The sequence below is a fragment of the Spirosoma pollinicola genome (assembly GCF_002831565.1).
Lineage (GTDB): Bacteria > Bacteroidota > Bacteroidia > Cytophagales > Spirosomataceae > Spirosoma > Spirosoma pollinicola.
Genome location: NZ_CP025096.1, coordinates 2,462,337 through 2,486,575, shown reverse-complemented (window position 1 = coordinate 2,486,575; position 24,239 = coordinate 2,462,337). Strand labels below are relative to the sequence as shown.

Below are 24,239 nucleotides of genomic sequence, written 5' to 3'. Positions count from 1 at the left end.
GGGTTAATTAAATGTAAAATGAATAATGTAGAATGAATTTCGATCTGGAAATCAGATTTTATCATTGTCCATTTTGCTTAATTGTTTGGATTTAACGTTTGTGTAGCGTGGATGGTGGGCCACATAAGTCATCGTTTTAGATCACCCCGTTTCAACGCCTTCACGGCATAATCGGCAGCTCGGGCAGACAGGGCCATGTAGGTAAGCGATGGGTTCTGACAGGGCGATGAAGTCATGGATGCCCCATCGGTGCAGAATACGTTTTTGACGATGTGATGCTGGTTAAATTTATTGAAGACCGAGTTTTTAGGTGATGTACCCATGCGGGCCGTGCCCATTTCGTGGATGCTCAAGCCCGGGTGCGCCTGTGCATCGAATCCTTTAATGTTTGAGAAACCCGACTTTTCAAGCATCTGAACAGCCTGTTCCTGCGCGTCTTTCCGCATGAGAGTTTCGTTTTCTCGGTAGTGAACATCCATTTTCAACACCGGCTGACCCCATTTGTCAGTGATCTCGCTGGTCAGATAAACCCGGTTATCTTCGTAGGGCATGCATTCGCCAAAGGCGTCGAGCGTGATTTTCCAGTCGCCGAACTGCGTAGCCTTTTCTTTAAAATCAGCGCCAAAACCTTCGTCGTGGTGGGCGTGGTCCCAGTTTTCGCGGTTGGTGTACACTTCAAAGCCATACCCTCGGGTAAAGGGCTGATTTGGCTGTCCCGGCAAATTTCGAAAACGGGGAATATATAGTCCGGCAGGGTGCCGACCATAATAGTATTTATCCAGATCGTGCTCATAGTCGGCGGTGGCTCCCACATGAAAATGGTGATCCATCAGGTTACGGCCCAACTGCCCACTGTCGTCCATCCCATTCGGAAACCGATTGGATTTGGAGTTCATCAGGATGTAAGTCGACCCGAGTGCCGACGCGTTCAGGAAAATAATGCTGGCGTTAAACTCGTGCCACTGGTGCGTCTGTTCATCAATAACCCGAACGCCCGTTGCCCGGCCAGACTTTTCATCATAGATAATTGAGTTGACAATAGAATGTGGTCGAACGGTTAGTCGTTTGGTTCGCCGGGCGGCAGGCAACGTGGCCGATTGTGTGCTAAAATAGGCTCCATACGGACAACCCCGCATGCACAAGTTCCGGAACTGGCACTTGGCACGTCCCAGACTCGTTTGCTCTGGCGTGGGTGCCGTTAAGTGAGCGGCCCGCGCCGAGATCACTTTCCGGTCGGGGAACATTCCGTTTACGCTTTTCCGCAAATGCGCTTCGACACAATTGTCGGGCAGGGCGGGCTGAAACTGACCGTCGGGCAGGTGCGGCAGTCCGTCGCGGTCACCGGCGATTCCGGCAAATTTCTCGACATAGTCGTACCAGGGCGCAATGTCTTTATAGCGAATGGGCCAATCGGTGGCAATACCCTCTTTGGCATTGGCTTCGAAATCGAGATCAGAGAACCGGAACGAGTACCGGCCCCACATCAGCGATTTGCCACCCACATGATACCCCCGAATCCAGTCGAAAGGCTTCTCTTCGACATACGGATTGTCCAGATCGTTGACAAAATGCTGGTGCGTGGCTTCGGTAATAGTAAAACCCGTTCGGTTCTGAACGGGGTATTTTTTGAGTTCATCCAGCGGCATGCTCTGGTTGCGGTGCGGAAAATCCCACGGGTTCATGGTGGCCGTGTGATAGTCTGATACGTGCTCGATCATGCGGCCTCGTTCGAGCAGCAACACGTTCAGCCCTTTCTCGCAAAGCTCCTTTGCCGACCACCCGCCACTTATGCCTGAACCGACAACAATAGCGTCAAATTTCTTTCCGGACGGAATGGGAGGCTGGGTGGATTTATTTGAGTGGGTCATAACGAATGTACCGTTTTATTTTAAACGCAAAGGCGCAAAGGAAAGCGCAAGGTGAGCAAAGAAATTATATCAATTTCTTCTGTGAGGACAGGTTTGAAAATCTGCCCGACAGCGCAGGATACTGTTTACATGTAGTACTGACCGTCCCGGTCGGCCGTGTACTAACTACTATTTCGCCCGACCGGGACGGTCGGTACTACTGACGTTGCAAAAAGGCGGCAATCTCCATGCCCCAGGCAATGCCGATGTGAATGAGTAGCCCGCCCCAGATGCTCCGGGTACTCAAAGCCAGGACGCCCAGTATATAGCCTCCGAACAAAGACGAAACGGCTTCTCCCAGAGGTCGACCGAAATGGATGGAGCAGTACCATACAACCATTGGCAACACTGCTCCACGGCCCAGCACCCGGCTCATTCCAATAACAAGAAAGCCCCGAAAAAGCAACTCCGTTGGCACAAAGTCCCAGCCGTAACAAAGCTCGTAAATGAGCGCGGTTACCCACTCGGACACGCCAAAAAACTCATTGGCATTCGTGTCGTGGTAAGTCGGGTAGGATTGCAGAAAATCGGGCTGAAACGACGCCAGTGTGATAAGTGGAATCATCAGAGCCAGCATGAGCGCGTAGAGAACTAATCCTTTACGCTTGGGAGCCATCCCGTAGAAACTTGACGGATATGGGTCTGCAAGTTTATAGAATAGGTAAAGCGGCAAGACAATGGTCAATACCGACTGCAGGTTGTGCAGACAGTAATACACATATACGTATATCTTGCCGTCAAAGAGTTTCAGGCTCCACTCATAGTCTTCATAGAAGCCGCTGTAGATCGAATAGCTTATCAATGCAACACCACTACGCGCCCAGAACGCCCGGCTTTTCCAGACGTCTGGTCGTTTATGAAAATGTGTCCAAAGCCAAACACTGACATAATAAGCAGTGGCATACAAGCAGAAGTACAAGATAGCCCAGGCAGGCTTTCGCTGAAACGAGTCGATGTACTTGTCTTCGAGATCGAAATAGAAATTGACGGTAATGAGCAGTGCCGCCCAGAGAGCGGAAGCCGCATAGAGATCAGGACGAAAGTCGGTACGGAGATGGTCGCGCAGGTCGCGCCAGAGGGCTTTCACGTATGGGTTGCTGTTTTTGTCATTCCGACAAAGGAGGAATCTCAAAGTTGCCTACTGAGGGACTTTATGATTCCTCCTTTGTCGGAATGACAAAAAAACATTAAAACCCTTCTTTCTCAGCCTCTTTGTCTTTTTTCTTCTCGTCTTTCTTTTTCTCCTCCTTCACCACTTTCTGGCCGGGTTGTGGCTTGGGTTTCGGCACAGGCTTGGTTTTCGTTTTGTACTGATCCAGATACCGGTCTACGAAGAGGGTTTTCTCATCGACGGTTGCTGCCACCAGTTCAATTGTCTGTTTAGATGAATTTTTAGAGCCTGCCAGTAGCTGGTCATTAATGTCCTGCTCCGACGTTACAATGGCCAATTGCCCAAGCGCAGTTGGCGTACTGCCCGGTTTATAATCGTAGTACACCCACACATCCGGCGACGATTCCAGATAGATACTCGCTTCATCACCGTTGCCAGTCTTTCTGAGCTCGACAAATCCATCCATTTGGGCATTCACGTCTGTGGCCATCATGTTCGATACGCCCAACTTACCCGTGCTGTAGAATGCACTGAACTTGGTCGACCATCTGAGATTAGCATTGGCCAGCACCAGCATCGCAGTCAATTTCGGGGAGGCCTGGTTGAGTGGTGCATGTGCATTCTGTGCTTTAACCCGGTAGGCGTCCACGGCTTGCTGACCAATCAGGGGCAGCAGCTTATCTGACAGTCGGTTCAAGTCATCGTCGGCGGCTTCGTCGTTTTTCTCTTCCTGATTTGCTTTCACAATTTTATCAGAAATGAGTGCATTGATTGGGTCTGGAATTGGGAAAGCAAAGGCCAGGAGGGTGTTAAACCGATACTGGCTACTGTCAATATTGATCCGAGCCGAGCCAGACGCCAACAAGTACTCGTGCGGGGCCGAATTCAACAGATTCAACTTGCCTTTAAACGTCATAAGGCCGCGGGCATCGTTGAACGTAAACGCGTTCTCGACCTCCTCATCGGCGCTGGCAACACTACCCGCACTATCCGCAGCAACTGCAACAGGCGTTATATCACCGGGCGAACTAGGCAAAGGATCATTCCCCTTTGACGCAATTCGATACACCTTATCTTTATCGTCGTAGCGCATAATACCCGTAGCCGTGAACAGGTCATCGTCTCTATTGTCCTCTTTTGGCGATAGGAACGTTGGATACAGACCAGCCCCGCCCGCCCGGAAATGAATACCCGCCACCAGTTGTTGAGCGCCTTCATTTTTCAGGTTTTTATCGACCTTAATTTCCAGCCGTTCTTCTACTTTTTCCTTGAATGGAATCCAGCCGCCTACAAGGTCCTGCCGTTTTTTCAGCGCTGGTTTAATAAAGCCATCCATTGCCAGATCGGGTGCCGGAGCCTGCATCGTGATGTTCCCTTTAAACAGCATTTTGGGAGCCAGCTGCAAATTATCGTCTTCGTCAACCTCAGCACGAGCCACCGTGAAATAGGTTACGGTTTCCGTTTTCAGGACATTCCGCCGACTTTTCGCTGACTTCTTTATATCAGCTGGCTTCTTTGCATCGGCGGTTAGGGTCGAAGCAGCTACGGCGGGCGCTTCTTTTAATTCAAAACTCCCCATTTTAATACTGGCCGTGTCGCCTTTGGCGGTAGCAAACTGATACGTTGCATCGCCAGCGAACTTGGTTCGGGAAAGTATTTGAATATTCCCGTTTTTAAGTCGGTGAAACAGACTGACGGTGTCTAATTCCAGCCTGGCGTTTTTCAAGGCCAGCATTTCCCCATTCCGACGAATAGTTACCTGCCCTTTGTCGGGATAAATACGGGCATCGGCCGATGTAACATACGGTACGCCACTAATATTGAGCATCCGTTTTTCAACGTCATACAAAGCGGCCGATCCATTGAAAGTCAGTTTCTCCTGCTCATCGGCCGTAGCGGTGAAGGTCGACGTTTTCACATCCCCCTTCATGGCTATGGTCTTGGCATTGATATTCCACTGCGCCCGGTTAATATTGGTTTTGTAGGCGGCAAATGGAAACTCCATACTGGCACTTGCGGAGTCGTCCAGGCTTTCTTTTTTCGTGATCGCTAGTCCAACAATACCTTTTACCTGATTGAAATCTACATTCACACCATCGCCTAACAGAATAGGCTTACCGATTTGAGTACCGGGGGTTTCTTTATCGGCTATAATTTTGAACTGTGCATTTGTGGCAATGAATCCTTCTTTATTGAACTTGATACTGTTGGAAACCGCTTCAGAATCTTTCCGACGTAGCGTGCCATTGCCAAACAGCCCCGACGAACGCAGGGCTAACCCACCTTCGAGGTTGGTGGTGGCGTTATAGAAATTGAAGTTATTTTTTTGCGTCGTGATAACCATGCTATCTGCCTTTGGCCACCACTTCATGCTGTAATTATTCAGTTGCACCTGAGGGAAATAGGCCTTCCCAATCAAACCTTCCTTCACCTCGCCCTTATCGCCCGAAGCCAGTAGCGAATCGGTCATAAATAAAATGCCTTTGGCGTTCAGACTGGCGGTCAGGTGGTTCAAAACCCCTTCGGACCGAAGCCCGCTTTTGTCCATCGTCAGTTCGCCCGTAAACTTAACCGTCGATGGCAACGTACCTTTTTTAGCACTGTAAACCGGATAGCCCGTTGCCGGAGCTTTATGCACAAAGCCAAGCGTGTTGTCGGGCATGGTTTTTAGCTCGGCTTTGAACGGCGGAAAAATCCCGTCGGAATAGAACGTGCCGATAAACGAGATATCGCCCTTGCCGAGGCTGTCGTTGTCGATAACCGGAATTTTGAAGTAAACTTTCTGATTGTAGGTGATATCTCCGCGAATGGGCTGGTTAAAATAAACCGTCATCCCTTCGGGCATTACCAGTCGCTGGGTGGTTCTCTTACCCGCAATTCGCCCCGATTTATTGTCGGCGCTTCCCAGATACACTGTACCCGGATTTTCGTATTTAATATCGCCCCCTATTTCACCCTCTTTACCCTGAGCCGCCAGTTTCTGCGAGGAGAACGTGATGGAGTCTATTTTATTAAGCGTCATTCCAAACTTGTCGTAATCGAATTTGAGATCACGTCCCGCATACCGTAAGGTTCCAGCCTTGAGCTGGCCATTGAGGGTAAAATTCCGCCCCTTTCCTACCCGCAAGGTTTTATCGGATGGAAAGCCAACTATTTTAAGAGAATCGGACAACGTAAAGCGGTTAACGCCCCGAATGGTCAGAATTTTATCATCGAGGTTTATCGTCGCATTTTTAATGCTGTCGTTGGAAGCGAATAACGACTGCACCTGGAAATTATCGTAATCGCGCTTTTGCGTATAGGCGAGCACATATAAATAGCCTTTTCGGCTCAGGCGCATCACAGCGGTATTGGGCTCCCGGTCGATATACCCTTCCAGCACCATGCGGTTTAGCGCCCCCCGGAGCGATGTTGGGTTTACATTTTTCGCAAACTGGATAATGTCATCGTCCAGAAATGTCTGTTGCTTCTTGGTCGAAATGTAGTTCGCTACGATTTGCAGCGGGTGAAACCCATAATCAACTGTCAGATCGCTGTAGCGTTGGGGATGAAAGTAATCGTACGACTCAAACCGAACCGGCACTTCCTGTTTGGCGCCTACCTGATAGAAATCTACTTTCCGGCGCGGCAAATCCCAGCGCACGACCTCAGGCAAAATGTAAAACTTATGGTACGAATCGGCATAGGGAACCCGGGCGTAATCGGTGCGCTGCTCGCGATCGAGCCAGGCAATACGCTGGCTTTTGTCGTACCGAAACTTTACCGATGGGTGCGAAATCGAATCCGTATCGACGTACCCCACAAACGAAGCCGATGCCGCCGAAATCATGGGGCGTGCGCTAGCCGCCGGTTTGGCAGGTTCTACCGTTGTGTTGAACCCTGACTGCGCCAGCCCGGCCTGTGTTGAATCGGGACGCAAAGCCACAGACCCTGTGCTAACATACCGGGTCGTGTCGCTCAGACCGAAATCAAACCGTCGGCTACTGGCTTTAAAAGCTGGTTTGCCCTTGTATTTCACTATGATCTGCGCCGGTTGCCCGCTTGCCGAAGCGCCCACCATCTGCGTACCCGACAAAGCCAATCCACCCCGGTAATCGACATCGGGGCCTAAATCGGGGAGTTTAACATCATTCTGCCAGGACATAAAGCGCGGATACGTTACCGGCCCGCCCTTTTTCTTACTCACATACTCAAAAACACCTTTAACAGGCTTGCTGCTCCCGTATGTTAACGTCACGTCGTCGGCCTGAAGGCGCGGAGTCATCGTCGCCAGCGAGTAATCGCTCAGGGTTACGAAGATATCGGGACGGCCAACCGTTCCCCACGTAAATTTCCCTCCCTTGCCAACGAACGTTCCGTCTTTAAGCATCAGATCGCCACCCGTATTCGACAGTACCGCCGAATCGCCATTGGCTTTGATCGCCAGCGCGACATCGTTCAGACTCAGCACCACGCCCGATACGGCGGGCATCACCCGGCGCTGGGGCACAAACTGAGCGCCAAGCTGGCGGGGTTGGGTCGAATCAGACGCGGGCGTATCCCAACCATCGAAACGTGAACGTTCGGCCGATGCTTTGGCTGAAGCAATCGAATCGGCGGGGGTTTGTACAGCACCCGGCTGCGTGGGCTGTACACCGTCTACATAACGAAACTGAAACGTTCCACCCAGCGCATAGAGCTTGTTGTAGGTACTGGTATAGAGTTCACGCCGTTCCAGGAAGCGCCGGGCCGTTTCAAGACTACGGGCAAATACTTTAGGGTCATTAGCCTCAAACAGTTTTTCGGATATGGTCAAAATACCATCAACAGCACCGGAGACAGCCGTTTGTTGAGGAGCGTTTACGGCATGATACAGGGCTTCATAAAAAGGCACAAAATGTGTAGCTGGCTGAAGCCGTTTCTGGTTCATTTTCCGGCTGAGGGCCATTACACGTTCCTGCTGCGGTGCAGTAAGCTTACTTTCCGACCATAGCGACTGCAGATCGGTTCCGGCCCGCACGGCCACCGGCCCGCCTGTTGCCATCAATTTCTGTACCTCGGCCATAAACTGATCGGGCTTGTCGGAAAGCCGAACCGCCTGCCCGAAGCTTACGGACAAGGTAAGGGCAAACAGGGCAACAGCTAATGTACATTTTACCACCCCCAACCCCCTCCTAAAACAGGAGGGGGCTTTGAAACGGGCTACCTTTGTTCTAGCCCCCTCCTGTTTTAGGAGGGGGTTGGGGGTGGTAAAAATCCCTAGGAACTTATATCTTTCTTGATTCATATTCATCCGGTAGCTAATAAAAACGTGATTAGCACGTTCTCAACGCTTATAAAATGCCAAAGACGTCCATTGATTTGTTACTTATCCTTTCAGATGTTTACATAACACCTTGCACCCAGGTTGACCGTTGAAAGACAAGTGATGTCCACTCCCGAATCGACATTCCTTTTACAGACGTGAGACCGGCTTCACGCGCTTTCTGTTCAATATCAACCGCATCATGTTCATAGAAACCGCTGACGAGCAAATACCCGCCTTCCTTTAATAAATCGGCATAAATTGGAACCTCGCGGAGCAATACATTTCGGTTGATGTTAGCGAGTACAATGTCAAAAACCGCAGGCGTCCAATCCAACATATTGCCCGGTGGATTTATGTCATCAATCGTCCCCTGGAACACCGTAATTTGCGGGCAGTCGTTTAGTTCGGCATTTTCGCGGGCGTTTTCAACGGCCCATTCTTCAATGTCGAACGCCAGCACCGACTTCGCCCCCATTTTAGCGGCCAGAACGGCCAGAATACCCGTTCCACTGCCCACATCAAGTACCGTTTTGCCAGCAAAATCAAGACCAAGCTGTTGTTCCATCATCATGGCCGTAGTTTCGTGGTGGCCCGTCCCGAACGACATCTTCGGATTAATAACAACGTCGTAACGAAATCGGGCATCCGACTCATGGAAGGACGCCCGAACCCGGACTTGGTCAGCTACTTCTATCGGCTCATAATCTCTCTCCCACTCAGCGTTCCAGTTCCGCTTTTCTAACGAATTGACTTCGTAGGCTATTGCTGTCTGATCGGCGTATTTCGCAATCAATTCCTGTATGGCCTGCTCATCAAAATCAGGCTCGACAATGTAGGCGTTCAGTCCTTCATCGGTTTCCACAAATGACTCATAACCAAGTTCGGCCAGTTCGGCCGTAAGGATATCTGTGTAATCGGGCGACAGGCGCAATTGGAGTTCACTATAATTCATACCTCAAAGTAACGAAAAAGGGCAAGCCATTTGGCTCACCCTTCCAGAAACTAACAAAGTAACACCCTTAAAACGTATCGTTTTTCATTTTCTTCAGGGTCTCTTCCAGCGAAGCGATCATTGGCGAATTACGTTCTTTCTCTTTTTTAATGGCTTTATTCTGCCACTCCAAAGCCTCTTCTTTTCGGCCAAGCCGGTACAGAACCCGTGCGTATGTGTCCATCAGTGCCCCATCTTCCCGATACTCCAGCGTGCGCTTCGACCAGCTTAGTGCTTTAGTAAGATAAACTGAATCGCGCGTCAGCTCCTGAAAATCCATTGCGGCCTGATTGAGCGCACTAACAAATCGTTGCGTGTTTGGGAAAGCCATTACCGACACCATTTGTCCGGGCTTCGATGGACGCGTAACAGTACCATTTGGCCCGGTAAATTCACCCCGCATCCGACGCTGGCTTTCCAGTTCGTCCAGTTTTTGAACAGAGTCGACCCGGGCAGTCATGAATTGTTTGTCGTAGTAATCTGACGCAAGTATGAGGTATTGAAGCGTGTCATTAACGCCCCGAAAATAGCGCATCATCACCCAGTTGCGGGCAGCCAGTCCATTTTTATAGTCGTTGTTGTAGGTCCGTTGCCGAAAAAAAGCTGTTCGATTGGCTAGCTGTACGTTCTTTTCTTTAATGGCCTTTCGCAGGGAGTTATTCGTAATCCTATTGTTCAGCTCAACGGCCTTGTTCCAGCCCACCGCTTTATATAGGCTATCTACTTTAGGGTAGTCTCTTCGAAATAAGGAATCAGCTTTGCTGCCTACAACGGGAGCCTGTTCAAAAATAAACCGCAGCACCTGACCCGACCGTAGCGAATCGGCAGGTGAGCTCATCACATAGGCCTCCAGCGGTTCGGTATTCGGCAAATCCAGTTCGCGCAGGCGATCGATATACGCCCGCATCAGCGCCGAAGAGCGATCGCCTTTGGCGTAAGCATCTGCCATTGATTTTAAGGGTCTTTCCCGACTCTTTGCAAAGGCTTCTTCTGCTTTTTCGAGATAGAGCCGGTCAAAGCTTGTACTGCCACAGTACCGGACCAATGGGTTTTCATCGGCGTCCAGATAAACCGAAGAGGGTGTGCATTCGACTGCCAGCCGATCGGCCAGCTCTTTGCCAATACCCGTGGTACCGTCAAGCCGGAAACTCACAAAATGCAGGGCAAATTTCTCCTTCATAAGCGGACTATTGAAGGCGGTCGACGCCACTTCGGTACACATACCACAATCTGGCTTATCGAAGTGAAGAAAGAGCAGTTTCTTTTCTTTTTTGGCCTTCTTTACGGCATCGCTCCAGTCGCCTTTTTCAAAAACAATGCCTTGCGCCGATAGTAAGCCGGGCATCAGGGCAAGTACAATTAACAAGGAATAGAAATAGTTCATACGTTGATAAAAGGGAAAAGAAGTGTGCTGGCAAGATACATGAAAACATGAAATACCGTACTCATGCAGGATGATAGATCGCTCCCATTTTATCCAATACGCAAATTCGAAGAACAAAAATATTAGGATGGATCAACGCGATCATTGGCCTTGGCAAGTAATTAAAAAGTCGTTCCGGCGTGTAATCCCGGCAGAAACTGACTTCGTGCACAGTTATGAAATTGGCAAACGGGCCTTACATTTGACAGTCTGACGTTATTAGTTGAAAGTACCTCACAACAGACGGTCACTCTATGAAAAATGCTTTCCTTATCATTGATACCCAGTTCGATTTCTGCCATTCTGAAGGTGCTTTATTTGTGCCGGGGGCTGAGCAAGATGTAGAACGCATGGCCAATCTGATTCGGCAACACGCTCAACAAATTGATCATATCGTTGTTACTCTCGATACACATCATATACTGGACATTGCTCACCCGCTGTTCTGGCATGATGACGCAGGAAACCACCCCAATCCATTTACTCAGATTACAGGCGCTGACGTCGACGCTGGTCGGTGGATACCCCGATTTTCGGTCGACAAAGCGAAACAATATATTCACGATCTGGAAGCCGATGGGCAGTTTGCGCACTTTATCTGGCCTGAACACTGCTTGATTGGGTCAAAGGGGGCCGCTCTGCATGACACGCTGCTCGATGCACTTAAAGATTGGTCACGCAAACGCGACCTCGACTATGTAGCGGTGCAGAAGGGTTTATACCCGCTATCGGAGCATTTCGGTGTTTTTAGAGCGCAGGTGCCAGACCCGGCCATCTCCGACACGCAACTCAACACGGCGCTTATTGCCGATCTGAGCAGTTTTGATGCTGTTTACCTGATGGGCGAAGCTAAATCGCATTGTGTAGCTAACAGCCTGAAACAGATTATTGACTTTGCGCCGGAGATGGTGCCGAAGCTCGTGGTCGTTACCGATTGCATGTCGGATGTAACAGGACTGGGCTTCCTTGCCGATCCAATTTATGCCGAAGCGCGTGCCCAAAACGTGCACTTTGTTGAATCGGTCGCTATTTTCGCATAGCTCCCCCTCAGTTTAGAAACGAGTGGGTGGCTTACTTTTAGTAAAACCTGTACCTTATTAGGCTCTATGGAAAAAACGCTTGCTCTGTTCCCGCTCAACCTGATTGTTTATCCCGGCGAGGATTTGAATCTGCATGTTTTTGAACCCCGATACCGCCAGCTTATCAACGAGTGCCTGGAAGAAGAACGAACATTTGGTATTCCAGCCTTTATCAATAATAAACTACCCGGCTACGGTACCGAAATGCATGTGACAACGCTGCACAAGCGCTACCCCGACGGCCGCATGGATATTAAGTCTAAAGGATTGGGTGTTTTTCGATTGGTGAATTTCGAGAATCCGCTCCCCGGCAAGCTCTATGCTGGTGGAGAAGTGGAGCTGATTCCATCTACCGATAGTTTTAGCGCGCATTCTCAGGCACTAATAGAACGGCTGGAGCAGATATACTTTCTATTGCAGATGGAAACCGACTATGCATCTACAACCGAAAACCTTTCGTATCGGGTGGCGCACAAAGTTGGCCTGTCTATTGAACAGGAATACGAACTGCTGACCCTCGAAACCGAAGCCGAACGCCAGCTTTTCCTGATTCAACACCTCAATAATGTGTTGCCCGTGGTGTCGGATATGGAACGTACCAAAAAGCGCATTAGCCTGAACGGTCACTTCAAGAATCTGGACCCGCTGAATTTTTAGTGGAGTGAGTGAATTGGGTAAATGGTGAAGTAAGTGGAGTGAGTAGTCACTTGCTTCACCCACTCAACTTACTCCACCATTTATCCAATTCACTAAAAACTAATTTTTCTCCTCCACATGCCCTACTTTCTTCGCGCGTTTTGGCAGTTGATCGGCCAGTTCCTGAAGGTTTTTTATGGGTGGGCGCGGTTTTTCCGCTTCGCCGATAAGGAAGCCGTATGGCTTGAGTGACTCGACTGAATCGAAAATAACTTTCAGAATGGCGGTCATGGGTAAAGCCAGTACCAGACCGGGTAAACCCCAAATGTTTTCCCAGAGAATCAGGACCACAATGGCCGCCAACGGATTGATACTAACTTTGGAACCGACGATATACGGGGTAATGAAGTTGCCTTCCAGCGTTTGTACAAACAGGAAAATGCCAATGACACCCAGTGCTTTAATGGGGTTGTCCTGCGTAACAAGAGTATAGGCTGCGGGTAGCAACGACCCCATCGAGATCCCGAAATAAGGAATCAATACCAGGCATGCCCCAAAAAAACCAAAGAATATAGCATAGTCGACGCCCAGAATAAGTAATCCTACGGTCATAAGGGTGCCAATTATAAGGATAACCAGTACCAACCCGGCCAGATAGTCCTTTACAACCTGATAGATACCTTCCATAACATCGTCAATCTTCGACCGACGGGTATCTTCGAATACTTTGTAGAAGAATGACCGAAAAAAGTCACGATAAAGCAGAAAAAAGAAGGCAAACAGCAGTATCAGAAACAGGTTCGTGATAATACTGGTCGTGGCCAGCAACGTTGTGGTCAGGATGGTTCCCCCTTCGGCTAAAGCCTGATTCAGGTACTTGGTTATTTCAGATGTTTGCCGCTGCCGGTCAATATTCAGTTTTTCATCTGCAAAGGTTCGTATGCTATTTACGTAGGCCGTTGCCTTCTCAACAAACTTTGGAATAACTTCGGAAAAATTACTGATCTGAATCGATATCCCCCAGAAAAGTGCCGTTAAAACGCCCAATGTCAACAGCAGGCATAAAATAATCGCTAATACCCTGGGCACGCGCCAGTTTTCGAGCCGTTTGGCCAGCGGAAACAGCAGGACAGAAAACAAAATGGCAAAGACCAGCGGAATGAGCAACCCCTGAAGGGCATGCAAGCCATAGATAATAACAACTAATGAAAGTAATACGCAGACCAGCTTAGCGTAAGAGGGGAGTTCAATTTCCCGCGAGCGAATATTCATAGAGTAAGTAAAATCAACTGCGTATTTTAGACGTGATTTCGGTCGTGTTTATACTTATTATCATGTAACGAACCCGTAAAAGTTGGCTTTGTTCAGGAAGAAGCGTATTCTTAACCCGTAATTAACGAACTAGTTTTCAGACCTGAGCAACTAGAAACGCGTATGCCCGGCTGTTAAGTTTTTGTTAAGTATGCGTTCTCTATTCGTAACGTTGAGGATAAGCCACGTAACTTCGGGCTGCCGATAATTCGGTAACTTACCAGGAAGGTAAACCATTCTTATCAACCAAGCTCCGTATGAGTGCTGCCAAAGCTGCTCAACCTCTGCATCGCGTTTTAGTCGTTGACGATGACGCCGACATTGTAGAAATGCTCGAATACAACCTCAATAAAGAAGGTTATGATGTCCGTACGGCTACAGATGGCCGTAAAGCCGTCGAAATAGCAAAGACGTACTTGCCCGAATTAGTTCTACTCGACATCATGATGCCCGTAATGGATGGTATCGAAGCTGGTCGGCAACTACGTAATATTCCGGAATTGCGCCAGACGTATATCCTTTTTTTAACAGCCCGCTCGGAAGAATATTCTGAAGTAGCCGCTTTTGATGTAGGGGCAGACGATTATATCACTAAGCCCATTAAGCCCCGCGCCCTGATGAGCCGCATCAACGCGCTGTTCCGGCGGGAAGCGCAGAAGTCCGATCCAGGCGAACAGATTGCCATTGCCGACCTGCTTATCAACCGGAAGAACTATTCGGTCAGTCAGAATGATAAACAGGTAATTCTGCCTAAAAAGGAGTTTGAACTGCTGTTTTTTCTGGCTCAGCATCCCAACAAAGTATGTAGCCGGGAAGAGTTGCTTCAAAAAATATGGGGTGCCGACATCTACGTACTTGAACGCACTGTAGACGTTCATATTCGTAAACTCCGCGAAAAGATCGGCGACACCCACATTCGTACGCTTAAGGGTGTCGGGTATATGTTTACGGATCAACCAGAATAAAGAGCGAAAGCATGAAAGAGCGAAAGAGTGAAATTGGTTTAGTCCAGTTTTCACTCTTTCGCTCTTTCATGCTTTCGCTCTTTAACCTTTCTATCTTTGCCCTATGTCCCTAAGCCCCCGCCTGATTGCGCTTTTACTGGCCTGCCTGATTTCGGCGCTGACGCTGGCCTTTCTGGCATCTGTTGAAGGCGTAACCAGCACCATGCTCTTTGTGGTAGGTATTTCGTCGTTTATTATTTCCTTCTTTCTGGTTTTCTACGCCATCGAGCTCCTTGTGTTTCGCGAGGTGAACAAGATGTATAAAACCATCCACAAACTGAAAATTCGCGACTTCAATATATCCCGCAAGTCGATCATCAAAAACACGAATCCGTTTAAGAAACTCAACGACGAGATTTTTGTGTATGTCGCCAAGAAACAAAAGGAAATTGATGAATTGAAGCGATTGGAACTGTTTCGGCGGGAGTTTCTGGCCGATGTGTCCCATGAGTTGAAAACGCCCATTTTTGCCGCCCAGGGCTTCATCCATACCCTTATCGACGGTGCTGTTGACGATGAGCGCGTGCGGGATAAATTTCTATCCAAAGCCGCTAAAAGTCTTGATGGGCTCGATGCACTGGTAAAAGATCTCGTTGCGCTATCTCAATTAGAAACGGGAGAAGTGCGCATGAACTTCGAGCGAGTCGATTTAGCGCACATTACACAGGAAATATTCGAGCAATTAGAAAAAATAGCTCACGCGAAACGCACGACACTTCAATTAAAAATCGAACATCCCGGCCCTGTCTGGGTAAAAGCCGATTCACAGCGTATTACGCAGGTGATGACCAATTTAATTGAAAATGCGGTCAAGTATGGCAATGAAAACGGTCACGTACAGGTTAATCTGGATGACGACAAGAAACATATCGTCGTATCTATCCGCGACAATGGTCCCGGTATTCCTCCCGAACATTTAAGCCGAATTTTTGAGCGTTTCTACCGTGTCGAAAAAAGTCGCTCGAAAGACCGGGGCGGCACAGGGCTGGGGCTGGCCATTGTGAAGCACATTCTGAATGCTCATAAGTCCAAAATTTCGGTCATGAGCAAAGTCGATAAAGGAACAAGCTTCCGGTTCAAAATGGAACGAATGGACTAGTGGCGTAACGTGAGCGATCGACCGCCCACATTACTAGTCAGATAAGGCGCTTCAAAACAAAGCTTGTAATAATAATCTGTCCGTTTCGCCGAACTAGGATGGATACTTCTTTGCCTTCTCCTTTTTGAAGTATCTTATAGATGTCGCTGACTGTCAGATCGCTGGCAGAACTATTATTAACGAACATCACTTCATCATTTTCTTTTAGGCCAGCCATATCGGCAGGGGAGCCGGGAAGAACTTTGTCCACATAATAATTGCGAAATCGCTCGCCCTTGGCGCGGAGTTCCATGCCGCTCATATCATGCTCGAAGCCTTCCTTCATGAGCCGCTTGATCGGCTTCATAACGATATACCGATCCGGGTAGTTAAACGTTACGTTAAACCGGCGTAACAGCTCACAGCCTACATTCCCCTGCCGTTCGGGCATATCCACTAATTTCATTCCAAACCCCAGGCTATCAGGAAATGAGGCCAGGATATTATCTAATTCGTAGCGACCAAACCGAACCTTCTGGATTCGGCCCATTACACCGTTTATTACGCCATTTAGTCCGCGGCCCAGTTGTGCCCGAATGCTTTTTACGGGCATTGGCATAGAGGCCGTACTCCGCGAGCGGTCGAGTAACAGCGCATGGCCAGCGCCGGTATCCAGAACGACACGCAAAGGCAGAATCTTTTCACCATCATAGACTGACAGGGCATCAGTATACGCTTTTGTATCCTGAATAGTAATTGGGTAACGGTCGCCTTTACGTTTCTTGTAGCTATATTTCTCGGGCTTCATCAGCGTTATTTCACGACGCTGGAAATCAACATTTACGACGAAGTTGGCAAAGATTTCGTAACCAAATATGCCGTGAACAGGCGTGCCTACATACTCTGACAGTTTAAGAATGTCTTCATCCAGAATAACCAGGTTATGGTGTGCCGCCCGCAAGCCACCCATCGTGAGGGTATTATCAATGGCAATGGAGGCTGTCAGGCTTCCGCCCTCGCCTGCTCCGCTGATTTTGACTTTACGCGTTAGCGTAAGCGGCTTTTTTCGAAAAGCACTCGGGTTGGTAATAATAGTGTTGCTAACACCTGTATCCAGTATGAATCGGAGCGTGTCAGATCCATTGATGGTTACCGGAACGATAATCAGGTTCGAGTGCAGCTGGAAGGGTATGCGCGTCCAGGCGTGGTTATCGGCAATGAAGAATCCGTACCGTTCTTTATCGGGCGTACGGTCTTTTTTAGGTGTGAGCTGGTCATCGTCTCCCCGCGCAGCTACGCAGACGGCTAACAGCCCGATTATCAATGCCAGCGTTTTCATATAGAGATTATCTTACATTAAAATTACGCATTTTTTTATCCGAATAACACAAGAAATTAGTGATTGGTTTTTGCCGTTTATGAATGGTTTATACATCATGTGAGTGCATTACCAAATATTAGTACCGCGCTTCACCGTCTGTTCGGCTGAAATGTTCTAATTTCGCCCAAATTTGACATAGAAACATCTGTTTCTACTGATTATAAAATTTGTTTCGACCTCATTATTAATTGATTATGCGCAAGAAAATTGTTGCCGGCAACTGGAAAATGAATAAGACTGCCGAAGAAGCGAAGGCCCTTCTTTCGGAAGTAATCAATATGGTTAAGGATGAAGTTACGGGTGATGTTGAGGTGGTACTTTGCCCCCCGTCTCTTTATCTGGCAACTGCACGCCAATACGTAACGGCCGGAGGTAAGGTTGCGCTGGGTGCTCAGAACTGCCACGAGAAAGCGTCGGGCGCTTATACCGGCGAAATTTCGGCACCGATGCTCCAGTCCATCGGGGTTGAGTACGTGATTCTGGGCCATAGCGAACGGCGGCAGTATTTCGAAGAAACCAACGCCCAGTTGGCCGAGAAAGTGAACATCGCGCTTGAAAATGGCCTGAAGCCTATCTTTTGTTGTGGCGAATCCCGCGATCTGCGCGAGAACGGCGATTTCATTGGCTTTGTGAAAGACCAGATCACCGAAAGCCTGTTTCACCTCTCTGCTGAGTCGTTTGCCAATATTGTTATCGCCTACGAACCCATCTGGGCTATCGGTACCGGTTTAACGGCCTCATCGGCACAGGCGCAGGATATGCACTTTGAACTGCGTCAGCACATTGCCAGTCAATACGGAGATTCTGTAGCTCAGGAAATATCCATTCTATACGGTGGCAGTGCCAATGCACAGAACGCCGAAGAGCTCTTTGCCCGTCCCGATGTGGATGGCGGTCTTATTGGTGGAGCTTCCCTAAAATCACGCGACTTCCTGACGGTTGTAAAAGCAGCGCAATAATTTTTAAAGAGCGAAAGAGCGATTATGCATCGCCATCTTTTTTACTCTTTCACCTTTCGCTCTTTCACTCTCTCGCCACTATGACAGCCGCCCAATACGTCCAGACGTTCAATATGCAGCCTCACCCCGAGGGCGGCTATTTTGCCGAAACGTACCGATCTGCCGAACAGATTCCGCAATCGGCTTTGCCGGAGCGGTTTAGTGGAGCGCGTCCGTACAGTACCGCTATTTATTTTCTGCTGGAAAGCCATCACATTTCGGCGCTCCACCGGATTGCCTCCGACGAAGTTTGGCATTTTTATGCGGGCGGACCGCTGGAGATTTTCGTCATTTCTCCGGCTGGCGAACTGACAGTTATTCGGTTAGGAAATGATCCCGTGAAAGGCGAAGTCTTTCAGGCCGTTGTGCCAGCGGGTTGCTGGTTTGGGTCAAAGCCCGCGGAGGGCGTTGATTTCTCTCTGGTTGGCTGCACAGTTGCCCCTGGTTTCGACTTCGCCGACTTCGAGATGGCTAGTCGGACAAGCTTACTGGCCGAGTTTCCTCAGCATAAGGCTGTAATAGGTAATCTAAACCGGGATTTTAACAAGATTTAAAGGATTAGATAAGATTATCCAATAGATAAAGTGTCCTTCTCCTGTCTAAACAGCTCGAAGAGCTCTATTGGATAATCTTATCTAATCCTTTAAATCTTGTTAAAATCCCGGTTTAGATTACCTAAAGCTCACATTCCCAAATTTCGCTACCACATGTACTTTGGTGCCCGAGCCGCTACCAACTTTACCAATGTATTGCTTGGTTAGGCGTGGGCCGCGATGGCTATCATTATCGTTGGGCTGCGTAGTAAAGTGCATGGACGAACCCGATCCGTAATTGAAATTCCCATAACTCACAGTCACATCGAAATCACAGTCATTTTCACTATCTATAGGAAGCCCTACCGATGAGTACGCTGCCTGAATATTCAAGTTATCGGCCGACTTAAGTAACTGATCAATACGGAAACCACTTGAAAATTCGATCTTGATTTTACCGGACTCCCGTAAGGTGCCAATTTTAGCGCCTGAGTAATTGATGTCGGCATCGAGCTTGCCTACGTTACCGATGTTCATCTTACCAAACTTATTGGTCAGCACCAGTACATTAGCCCGAGAAAGCTCAAGGTCGCCATACGCCATATCAATTTTCCCCTGGCCGAAGTTACCAATATCGGCTTTACCATACGCCACATCAATATCGTTCTGGTGGCTGGTCAGATCATCGGCACTGAAGTTTCCGTAGCGGCTATAGACGGTCAATGGGGCCTGAAACGCCGGAATACTTGTATTCCCAAACTTGTTTCGCACAGTTAGCGCATTTTGTTTAGGCATCATTACCTCGTAATTGATCTTGACGAAATTACGCTCACCGCCTTCCTTCCATTTGCCCAGGCTCCAGTTCGATACACTATTCTGGCTAAAGTTGGTGCGCACCGTAATTTGACTACCTACCCGCTTTTCGTCAATTGAGACGGCATCCAAAAACTTCTGGACCCGTTCGTCAGAATCTGAATTGGCAATGATCGTGATCTGAACACGAATTTCACTTTTATCCCATTGCCCAACCGACACCTGGCCGAATTGGTTATCGATCACTAAATTATCGCTACTGCTCACATCGAACAATTTGATAATGGTCTTCTTCCGTTCAGTGGCGCCCGTGACTATTGGATCCTCGGCCCAGGTGAGCAGTGGTAACAGACACAGCAAAATACTACACAGGATTTTCATGGGTTTGTTGTTTAATGCGCTGAATAACGCGCAACTGTTCATTAAGCAGGTTAATCTGGAGTTGCAAATTCTGGATCATGGCCTGAATAAGCATTTCCTGATTCGGGTTTTGGGGCAAATCAGCTTTTAAGGATGTGTATGACTTTTCGAGCCGGTCAAGGTCGGTGGCAAACTCCTGATACAGCGCCGGATTATCTTCCGTCATCTGTTTCAGTTCGGCCCTTTTGTCGTCAATCAAGCGGGTGTATTGAACCACTTCCTTTGCATACATGGGGCTGGCAGCCACCACATCGGGCTGATGCGTAACACCATATTTCTGGTTCATATACAGAAAAGCACCAGCCAGCAACAGTACCGCAATGGAAGCCGCCACTCGCCAATCGAGCAAAGGCCAGCCTATCTGCCTGCTGCCTAAACGAGCCCCACCATTCAGCGATGGATCTTTATGGATCTGGCGGAACGGGAATTCCTTTTCAGGTTGCTCCTTATCAAGCCCCAGTTCTATTTTTTGCCACAAATTGTTGGGTGGCTCCTTGTCATCAAAGGCTTCGCGGTTGTCGCGAACGAAGCGTTCAAGATTATCTTTTTTCATTTTTATGGTGTCGAATCTGTTGTTGATCCGTCGTTCGTATTTGTTAGTTGTACTCTTCCTTTTCTGGCTGTTCAAAACAGCCAATTTACAATAATTCCAGCAATCGTTTTTTACCCCGTAAATACTGCGTTCGGGATGTAGTTTCGCTAATTTTGAGAACGTTACCTATTTCTTCGTGATCGTAACCCTCAAATAAATACAGCGATAGGACCACACGGTATCCTTCGGGCAGTTGCTGCATCGCCTTTCGAACCCGTTCCACTTCCAGCAATGTATTGTCTTCGTCGTACGGCTCTGTATCGGCGTAATCCAGCCCATCATCTTCGCCCAGCCGGTGCGATTCAATATCGACTAACTCTAACCGCCTACTACGCAGATGGTTGATGGCCCGATGCACCACAATCTGTTTTAACCACGCCCCAAATGTGCTTTGACCCCGAAACGAATTGATATGACTGAATGCATCCATGAATGCTTCCTGCAACACATCTTCGGCTTCGGCCTCGTGGTTCAAAATCCGAAGACAGACGTTATACATCGCCTTCACATACTGCTGATATAGCTCATACTGCGCTCGTCGCTCACCCTGTTGGCAGCGTTTGACCAGTTCAGCATGACGGTCCGGATATGACGGCCCGACGGTTCGGTTCGGTTCCAACAGGTTAAGCGTCTCGGGTGATTTAGTTTGTTAACGCTAGAAAGAGGCAGGAAAATTGAGAACGTTGCACAATAATTCAGAAAAAATAAGCGTTTCTGCCAGCTCTCCGCTTAAACGCTGTTTTTCTGTAACTTAGCGATATAAATCAATGCGTTGAGTATGTACAAACAAAACTACAATTCGCCGTTTATGGTGCATGACGATGGCACCAATTCGCCGTTTGGCCATCAGCTTGTGATTAGCAAGCTGACTGTTGAATTAGGCGTGCTGTATTACCACCAAAAAACAATTAAACTCATTCCACTACCCGAAACGCCATTAGACGAAGGGCCGGGGTTTCCCGTTCCTGATGTGATTCTTTTTGATCCAGAAGATGAACAGACCCGTGTTATTATTGAAGTTTGTACCAACCGAAGTGTTAACCATGACATCCGCAAAGTGATTCACCTGATTGACGATGATGATTACGGCATTCTTGAAGGCTTTGTTTATAACTACAAATCCCATGAGTGGTTCCGTTACCGGAAAGGCGACGGCGGTGCGGCCACCGCTTCGTCTTTTTCGGAGGTGATGAGTGTTGATATGGGCGAAATGCTGTAGTCTTTAGCGTTCCTTACTCCATCACGCCAATCCGCACGTCTGTCGGGCTCAACCAAATTTTTTCGTACTTTTACTTGTTATAGAAGGAAGAGAAACGAGCGGAATGGTTGATTATATTTCTGGATTAAATGACCCCCAGCGGGAGGCCGTCATGCACGGAAACGGCCCGTTGATGATTATAGCCGGGGCTGGTTCGGGCAAGACCCGTGTCCTTACTTATCGTATTGCCCATTTGATTGAAACCGGTGTTGACCCGTTCCGCATTCTGTCGCTGACGTTTACCAACAAAGCGGCTGGTGAGATGCGGAGTCGTATCGAAAAAGTTGTTGGGACCGAAGCCCGCAACATCTGGATGGGTACCTTTCACTCGGTGTTTGCCAAAATTCTGCGTATCGAAGCCAAAGCTATCGGCTACACCAGCAATTTCTCGATTTATGACACCGACGACTCCAAGTCGCTGCTGCGTAGTATTATTAAAGAGATGGGCCTCGATGATAAGGTGTATCGGGTCAATAGCGTTTTCGGGCGTATTTCCGGCGCCAAGAACCGGCTTATCGGACCAGAAGACTATATCAATAACGCCGTCATTCAGGCCGACGATGAAGCGGCCCGTATGCCCCATATCGGACGGATATACAGGCAATATGCGCTGCGTTGCTTTGCGGCCAACGCGATGGATTTCGATGATTTGCTGTTCAACACCAACGTGTTGTTTCGCGATCATTTAGATATACTGAACAAATACCAGCACAAGTTTCAGCACGTGATGGTCGATGAGTTTCAGGATACAAACGTTTCCCAATACCTCATCACGCGCAAACTGGCGGCTGTTCATCAGAACATCTGTATCGTGGGCGACGATGCGCAGAGTATCTACGCATTCCGGGGGGCCAACATCGAGAACATCCTCAACTTCCAGCGCGACTATGGTAAAGAGAACGTCAAGATCGTAAAGCTGGAGCAGAATTATCGCTCCACAAAAACGATTGTTCAGGCGGCCAACTCCATTATCTCGCGCAACAAGAACCAGTTGGAGAAACACGTTTTCACTGACAATGAAGACGGAACACTCATTGACGTAATCAAAGCATCTTCCGATAATGAGGAGGGACGGTTGATTGCGTCAGCTATTTTTGAAGCGAAGATGAACGGCTCGCTGGTTAACAACGACTTCGCGATCCTGTACCGGACCAATGCCCAATCGCGGGCGTTTGAAGAAGCCCTGCGAAAAGTGAGCATCAAGTACCGCATTATTGGCGGCCTGTCATTCTATCAGCGCAAGGAAATCAAGGACTTGATTGGTTATCTGCGCTTCACGGTCAATCAGCAGGATGAAGAAGCGTTCAAGCGGATCATCAATCTTCCCAAACGCGGCATTGGCGACACAACCATCGCTAAACTGAGCGTCATTGCGGCCGAAAAGCAGGATTCCGTCTGGGAAATTGTATCCGAAATTACGAAGCACGTGGCGGGTCGGTCGGCGATTGCGATTGAAGGATTTGCCGATTTGATCAAAAGCTTCAAGCTTCTGCTCGATCAGAAAGATGCGTTTGAAGTAGCCTCGCACATTGCCAAAGCATCGGGCTTACTTAAAGAATTGTATGATGATAAAACCGTTGAGGGGCTGGCTCGTTACGAAAACGTTCAGGAATTGCTGAACGCCATTAAGGAGTTCGTCGATAACCCCGACAACGAAGAGAAAAGCCTGAGCACGTTTCTTCAATCTGTTTCGCTACTCACCACCGCCGACGAAAAAGAGGACGATGGCGACAACGACAGAGTAACGCTGATGACCATTCACGCAGCGAAGGGACTGGAGTTCAAGAACGTACACATCGTTGGTTTGGAGGAAGATTTGTTTCCGAGTCAGATGATGCTCGAAAGCCGGAATGATCTGGAAGAGGAACGGCGTCTGTTCTACGTAGCCGTTACCCGCGCCGAAAAACGCCTGACGATGTCGTATGCCGAGACACGCTATCATTATGGTCGGCTTAAAATGTGCGAACCAAGCCGGTTCCTGATGGAGATGGATCAGCAGTACCTGAAGATGTCTAAACAGCGGTCGGCTCCCAGCCGACTGGATTTCGACCGTCCGGAGCGGGATCGCAGTGAAACAACCTCGTCGGGATCTATGAGTTTTGTGCGGTCACTGGCGCAGAAAACAGCTCGTTCGCAGGCACCGCAACCCATTGTTTCGCACACGCCCTCGGCCGATTTCGCGCCCACCAGCACGGCAGAACTTACGGCGGGTCAGCGGGTTGAGCATTCTAAATTCGGGTTTGGCATGGTTAAAGCTGTAGAGGTTAATGGTACAGAGCGTAAGGCCACGATTGCCTTCGAGAAAGCGGGAGAGAAAGTCTTATTGCTAAGCTTTGCGAAACTGCGCGTAGTGGTGTAGACATTACATCATACAAAACCATCCATCCTCAACGTTCTTGCTGAAAGCATCCCACTGT

At 48.7% G+C, this 24,239-nt stretch carries 18 protein-coding genes; 8 read left to right on the top strand and 10 right to left on the bottom strand.

Features of this window, described 5'->3' with window-relative positions; genetic code table 11:
- Positions 1–128 precede the first annotated feature (128 nt).
- The 5 genes from CWM47_RS10605 to CWM47_RS10585 all read right to left on the bottom strand — a co-directional run bounded on the left by CWM47_RS10605 (position 129) and on the right by CWM47_RS10585 (position 10,680).
- Positions 129–1,868, bottom strand: coding sequence for a GMC oxidoreductase (locus CWM47_RS10605; protein ID WP_100987953.1), 1,740 nt, complete (start codon positions 1,866–1,868; stop codon positions 129–131).
- 196 nt (positions 1,869–2,064) lie between these two features.
- Positions 2,065–2,994 (bottom strand): CPBP family intramembrane glutamic endopeptidase, encoded by a 930-nt coding sequence (locus tag CWM47_RS10600; protein WP_100987952.1) that lies wholly within the window; start codon positions 2,992–2,994, stop codon positions 2,065–2,067.
- 100 nt (positions 2,995–3,094) lie between these two features.
- The gene (locus CWM47_RS10595; protein ID WP_240625830.1) at positions 3,095–8,284 is read right to left on the bottom strand and encodes a hypothetical protein; all 5,190 of its coding nucleotides are present in this window, start codon (positions 8,282–8,284) and stop codon (positions 3,095–3,097) included.
- Between the two features lie 97 nt (positions 8,285–8,381).
- On the bottom strand, positions 8,382–9,257 hold the full coding sequence (gene prmA / locus CWM47_RS10590) for a 50S ribosomal protein L11 methyltransferase (protein ID WP_100987950.1): 876 nt from the start codon (positions 9,255–9,257) through the stop codon (positions 8,382–8,384).
- 67 nt (positions 9,258–9,324) lie between these two features.
- Positions 9,325–10,680, bottom strand: a complete 1,356-nt coding sequence (locus tag CWM47_RS10585; RefSeq protein WP_100987949.1) for a thioredoxin family protein — start codon at positions 10,678–10,680, stop codon at positions 9,325–9,327.
- 293 nt (positions 10,681–10,973) lie between these two features.
- Between CWM47_RS10585 and CWM47_RS10580 the strand changes: the two genes are divergently transcribed.
- Together CWM47_RS10580 and CWM47_RS10575 are read left to right on the top strand one after the other, a co-directional pair.
- Positions 10,974–11,759 carry a cysteine hydrolase family protein gene (locus tag CWM47_RS10580; RefSeq protein ID WP_100987948.1) on the top strand — a complete coding sequence of 262 codons (786 nt, stop codon included), beginning with the start codon at positions 10,974–10,976 and terminating at the stop codon, positions 11,757–11,759.
- 66 nt (positions 11,760–11,825) lie between these two features.
- Positions 11,826–12,455, top strand: coding sequence for an LON peptidase substrate-binding domain-containing protein (locus CWM47_RS10575; RefSeq protein ID WP_100987947.1), 630 nt, complete (start codon positions 11,826–11,828; stop codon positions 12,453–12,455).
- 99 nt (positions 12,456–12,554) lie between these two features.
- On the opposite strand, the gene CWM47_RS10570 is transcribed toward CWM47_RS10575, so the two are convergent.
- A complete protein-coding gene (locus CWM47_RS10570; protein WP_100987946.1) occupies positions 12,555–13,706 on the bottom strand; it encodes an AI-2E family transporter in 1,152 nt (383 codons plus the stop codon).
- A 296-nt stretch (positions 13,707–14,002) separates the two neighbouring features.
- Between CWM47_RS10570 and CWM47_RS10565 the strand changes: the two genes are divergently transcribed.
- Positions 14,003–14,710, top strand: coding sequence for a response regulator transcription factor (locus CWM47_RS10565; protein WP_100987945.1), 708 nt, complete (start codon positions 14,003–14,005; stop codon positions 14,708–14,710).
- Between the two features lie 103 nt (positions 14,711–14,813).
- Positions 14,814–15,848, top strand: a complete 1,035-nt coding sequence (locus tag CWM47_RS10560; protein ID WP_100987944.1) for a sensor histidine kinase — start codon at positions 14,814–14,816, stop codon at positions 15,846–15,848.
- A 37-nt stretch (positions 15,849–15,885) separates the two neighbouring features.
- On the opposite strand, the gene CWM47_RS10555 is transcribed toward CWM47_RS10560, so the two are convergent.
- Positions 15,886–17,166, bottom strand: coding sequence for an aspartyl protease family protein (locus tag CWM47_RS10555; RefSeq protein WP_100987943.1), 1,281 nt, complete (start codon positions 17,164–17,166; stop codon positions 15,886–15,888).
- 236 nt (positions 17,167–17,402) lie between these two features.
- Here CWM47_RS10555 and tpiA point away from each other — a divergent pair, with 236 nt between their 5' ends.
- The gene (gene tpiA / locus CWM47_RS10550) at positions 17,403–18,167 is read left to right on the top strand and encodes a triose-phosphate isomerase (RefSeq protein WP_100987942.1); all 765 of its coding nucleotides are present in this window, start codon (positions 17,403–17,405) and stop codon (positions 18,165–18,167) included.
- 80 nt (positions 18,168–18,247) lie between these two features.
- Positions 18,248–18,760 (top strand): cupin domain-containing protein, encoded by a 513-nt coding sequence (locus tag CWM47_RS10545; RefSeq protein ID WP_100987941.1) that lies wholly within the window; start codon positions 18,248–18,250, stop codon positions 18,758–18,760.
- Positions 18,761–18,877: 117 nt separating this feature from the next.
- Here the strand turns inward: CWM47_RS10545 and CWM47_RS10540 are convergent, their stop codons facing one another.
- The 3 genes from CWM47_RS10540 to CWM47_RS10530 all read right to left on the bottom strand — a co-directional run bounded on the left by CWM47_RS10540 (position 18,878) and on the right by CWM47_RS10530 (position 21,183).
- Positions 18,878–19,933, bottom strand: a complete 1,056-nt coding sequence (locus tag CWM47_RS10540) for a hypothetical protein (RefSeq protein ID WP_100987940.1) — start codon at positions 19,931–19,933, stop codon at positions 18,878–18,880.
- The gene (locus CWM47_RS10535; protein WP_100987939.1) at positions 19,917–20,525 is read right to left on the bottom strand and encodes a RasGAP domain-containing protein; all 609 of its coding nucleotides are present in this window, start codon (positions 20,523–20,525) and stop codon (positions 19,917–19,919) included. Before CWM47_RS10535 ends, CWM47_RS10540 begins: the two co-directional genes overlap by 17 nt.
- Positions 20,526–20,610: 85 nt before the next feature.
- Positions 20,611–21,183 (bottom strand): RNA polymerase sigma factor, encoded by a 573-nt coding sequence (locus CWM47_RS10530; RefSeq protein WP_100987938.1) that lies wholly within the window; start codon positions 21,181–21,183, stop codon positions 20,611–20,613.
- A gap of 159 nt (positions 21,184–21,342) precedes the next feature.
- Here CWM47_RS10530 and CWM47_RS10525 point away from each other — a divergent pair, with 159 nt between their 5' ends.
- Positions 21,343–21,783: a hypothetical protein gene (locus CWM47_RS10525; protein WP_100987937.1), complete on the top strand. Its 441-nt coding sequence runs from the start codon at positions 21,343–21,345 to the stop codon at positions 21,781–21,783.
- 103 nt (positions 21,784–21,886) lie between these two features.
- Positions 21,887–24,181, top strand: coding sequence for an ATP-dependent helicase (locus CWM47_RS10520; RefSeq protein ID WP_100987936.1), 2,295 nt, complete (start codon positions 21,887–21,889; stop codon positions 24,179–24,181).
- Positions 24,182–24,239: the final 58 nt, after the last annotated feature.

Excerpts from the sequence above, each read along its gene's own strand:
- CWM47_RS10605 (WP_100987953.1), bottom strand. The coding sequence starts at position 1,868 with ATGACCCACTCAAATAAATCCACCCAGCCTCCCATTCCGTCCGGAAAG.
- CWM47_RS10595 (WP_240625830.1), bottom strand. The coding sequence starts at position 8,284 with ATGAATCAAGAAAGATATAAGTTCCTAGGGATTTTTACCACCCCCAAC.
- prmA (WP_100987950.1), bottom strand. The coding sequence starts at position 9,257 with ATGAATTATAGTGAACTCCAATTGCGCCTGTCGCCCGATTACACAGAT.
- CWM47_RS10585 (WP_100987949.1), bottom strand. The coding sequence starts at position 10,680 with ATGAACTATTTCTATTCCTTGTTAATTGTACTTGCCCTGATGCCCGGC.
- CWM47_RS10580 (WP_100987948.1), top strand. The coding sequence starts at position 10,974 with ATGAAAAATGCTTTCCTTATCATTGATACCCAGTTCGATTTCTGCCAT.
- CWM47_RS10575 (WP_100987947.1), top strand. The coding sequence starts at position 11,826 with ATGGAAAAAACGCTTGCTCTGTTCCCGCTCAACCTGATTGTTTATCCC.
- CWM47_RS10570 (WP_100987946.1), bottom strand. The coding sequence starts at position 13,706 with ATGAATATTCGCTCGCGGGAAATTGAACTCCCCTCTTACGCTAAGCTG.
- CWM47_RS10565 (WP_100987945.1), top strand. The coding sequence starts at position 14,003 with ATGAGTGCTGCCAAAGCTGCTCAACCTCTGCATCGCGTTTTAGTCGTT.
- CWM47_RS10560 (WP_100987944.1), top strand. The coding sequence starts at position 14,814 with ATGTCCCTAAGCCCCCGCCTGATTGCGCTTTTACTGGCCTGCCTGATT.
- CWM47_RS10555 (WP_100987943.1), bottom strand. The coding sequence starts at position 17,166 with ATGAAAACGCTGGCATTGATAATCGGGCTGTTAGCCGTCTGCGTAGCT.
- tpiA (WP_100987942.1), top strand. The coding sequence starts at position 17,403 with ATGCGCAAGAAAATTGTTGCCGGCAACTGGAAAATGAATAAGACTGCC.
- CWM47_RS10545 (WP_100987941.1), top strand. The coding sequence starts at position 18,248 with ATGACAGCCGCCCAATACGTCCAGACGTTCAATATGCAGCCTCACCCC.
- CWM47_RS10540 (WP_100987940.1), bottom strand. The coding sequence starts at position 19,933 with ATGAAAATCCTGTGTAGTATTTTGCTGTGTCTGTTACCACTGCTCACC.
- CWM47_RS10535 (WP_100987939.1), bottom strand. The coding sequence starts at position 20,525 with ATGAAAAAAGATAATCTTGAACGCTTCGTTCGCGACAACCGCGAAGCC.
- CWM47_RS10525 (WP_100987937.1), top strand. The coding sequence starts at position 21,343 with ATGTACAAACAAAACTACAATTCGCCGTTTATGGTGCATGACGATGGC.
- CWM47_RS10520 (WP_100987936.1), top strand. The coding sequence starts at position 21,887 with ATGGTTGATTATATTTCTGGATTAAATGACCCCCAGCGGGAGGCCGTC.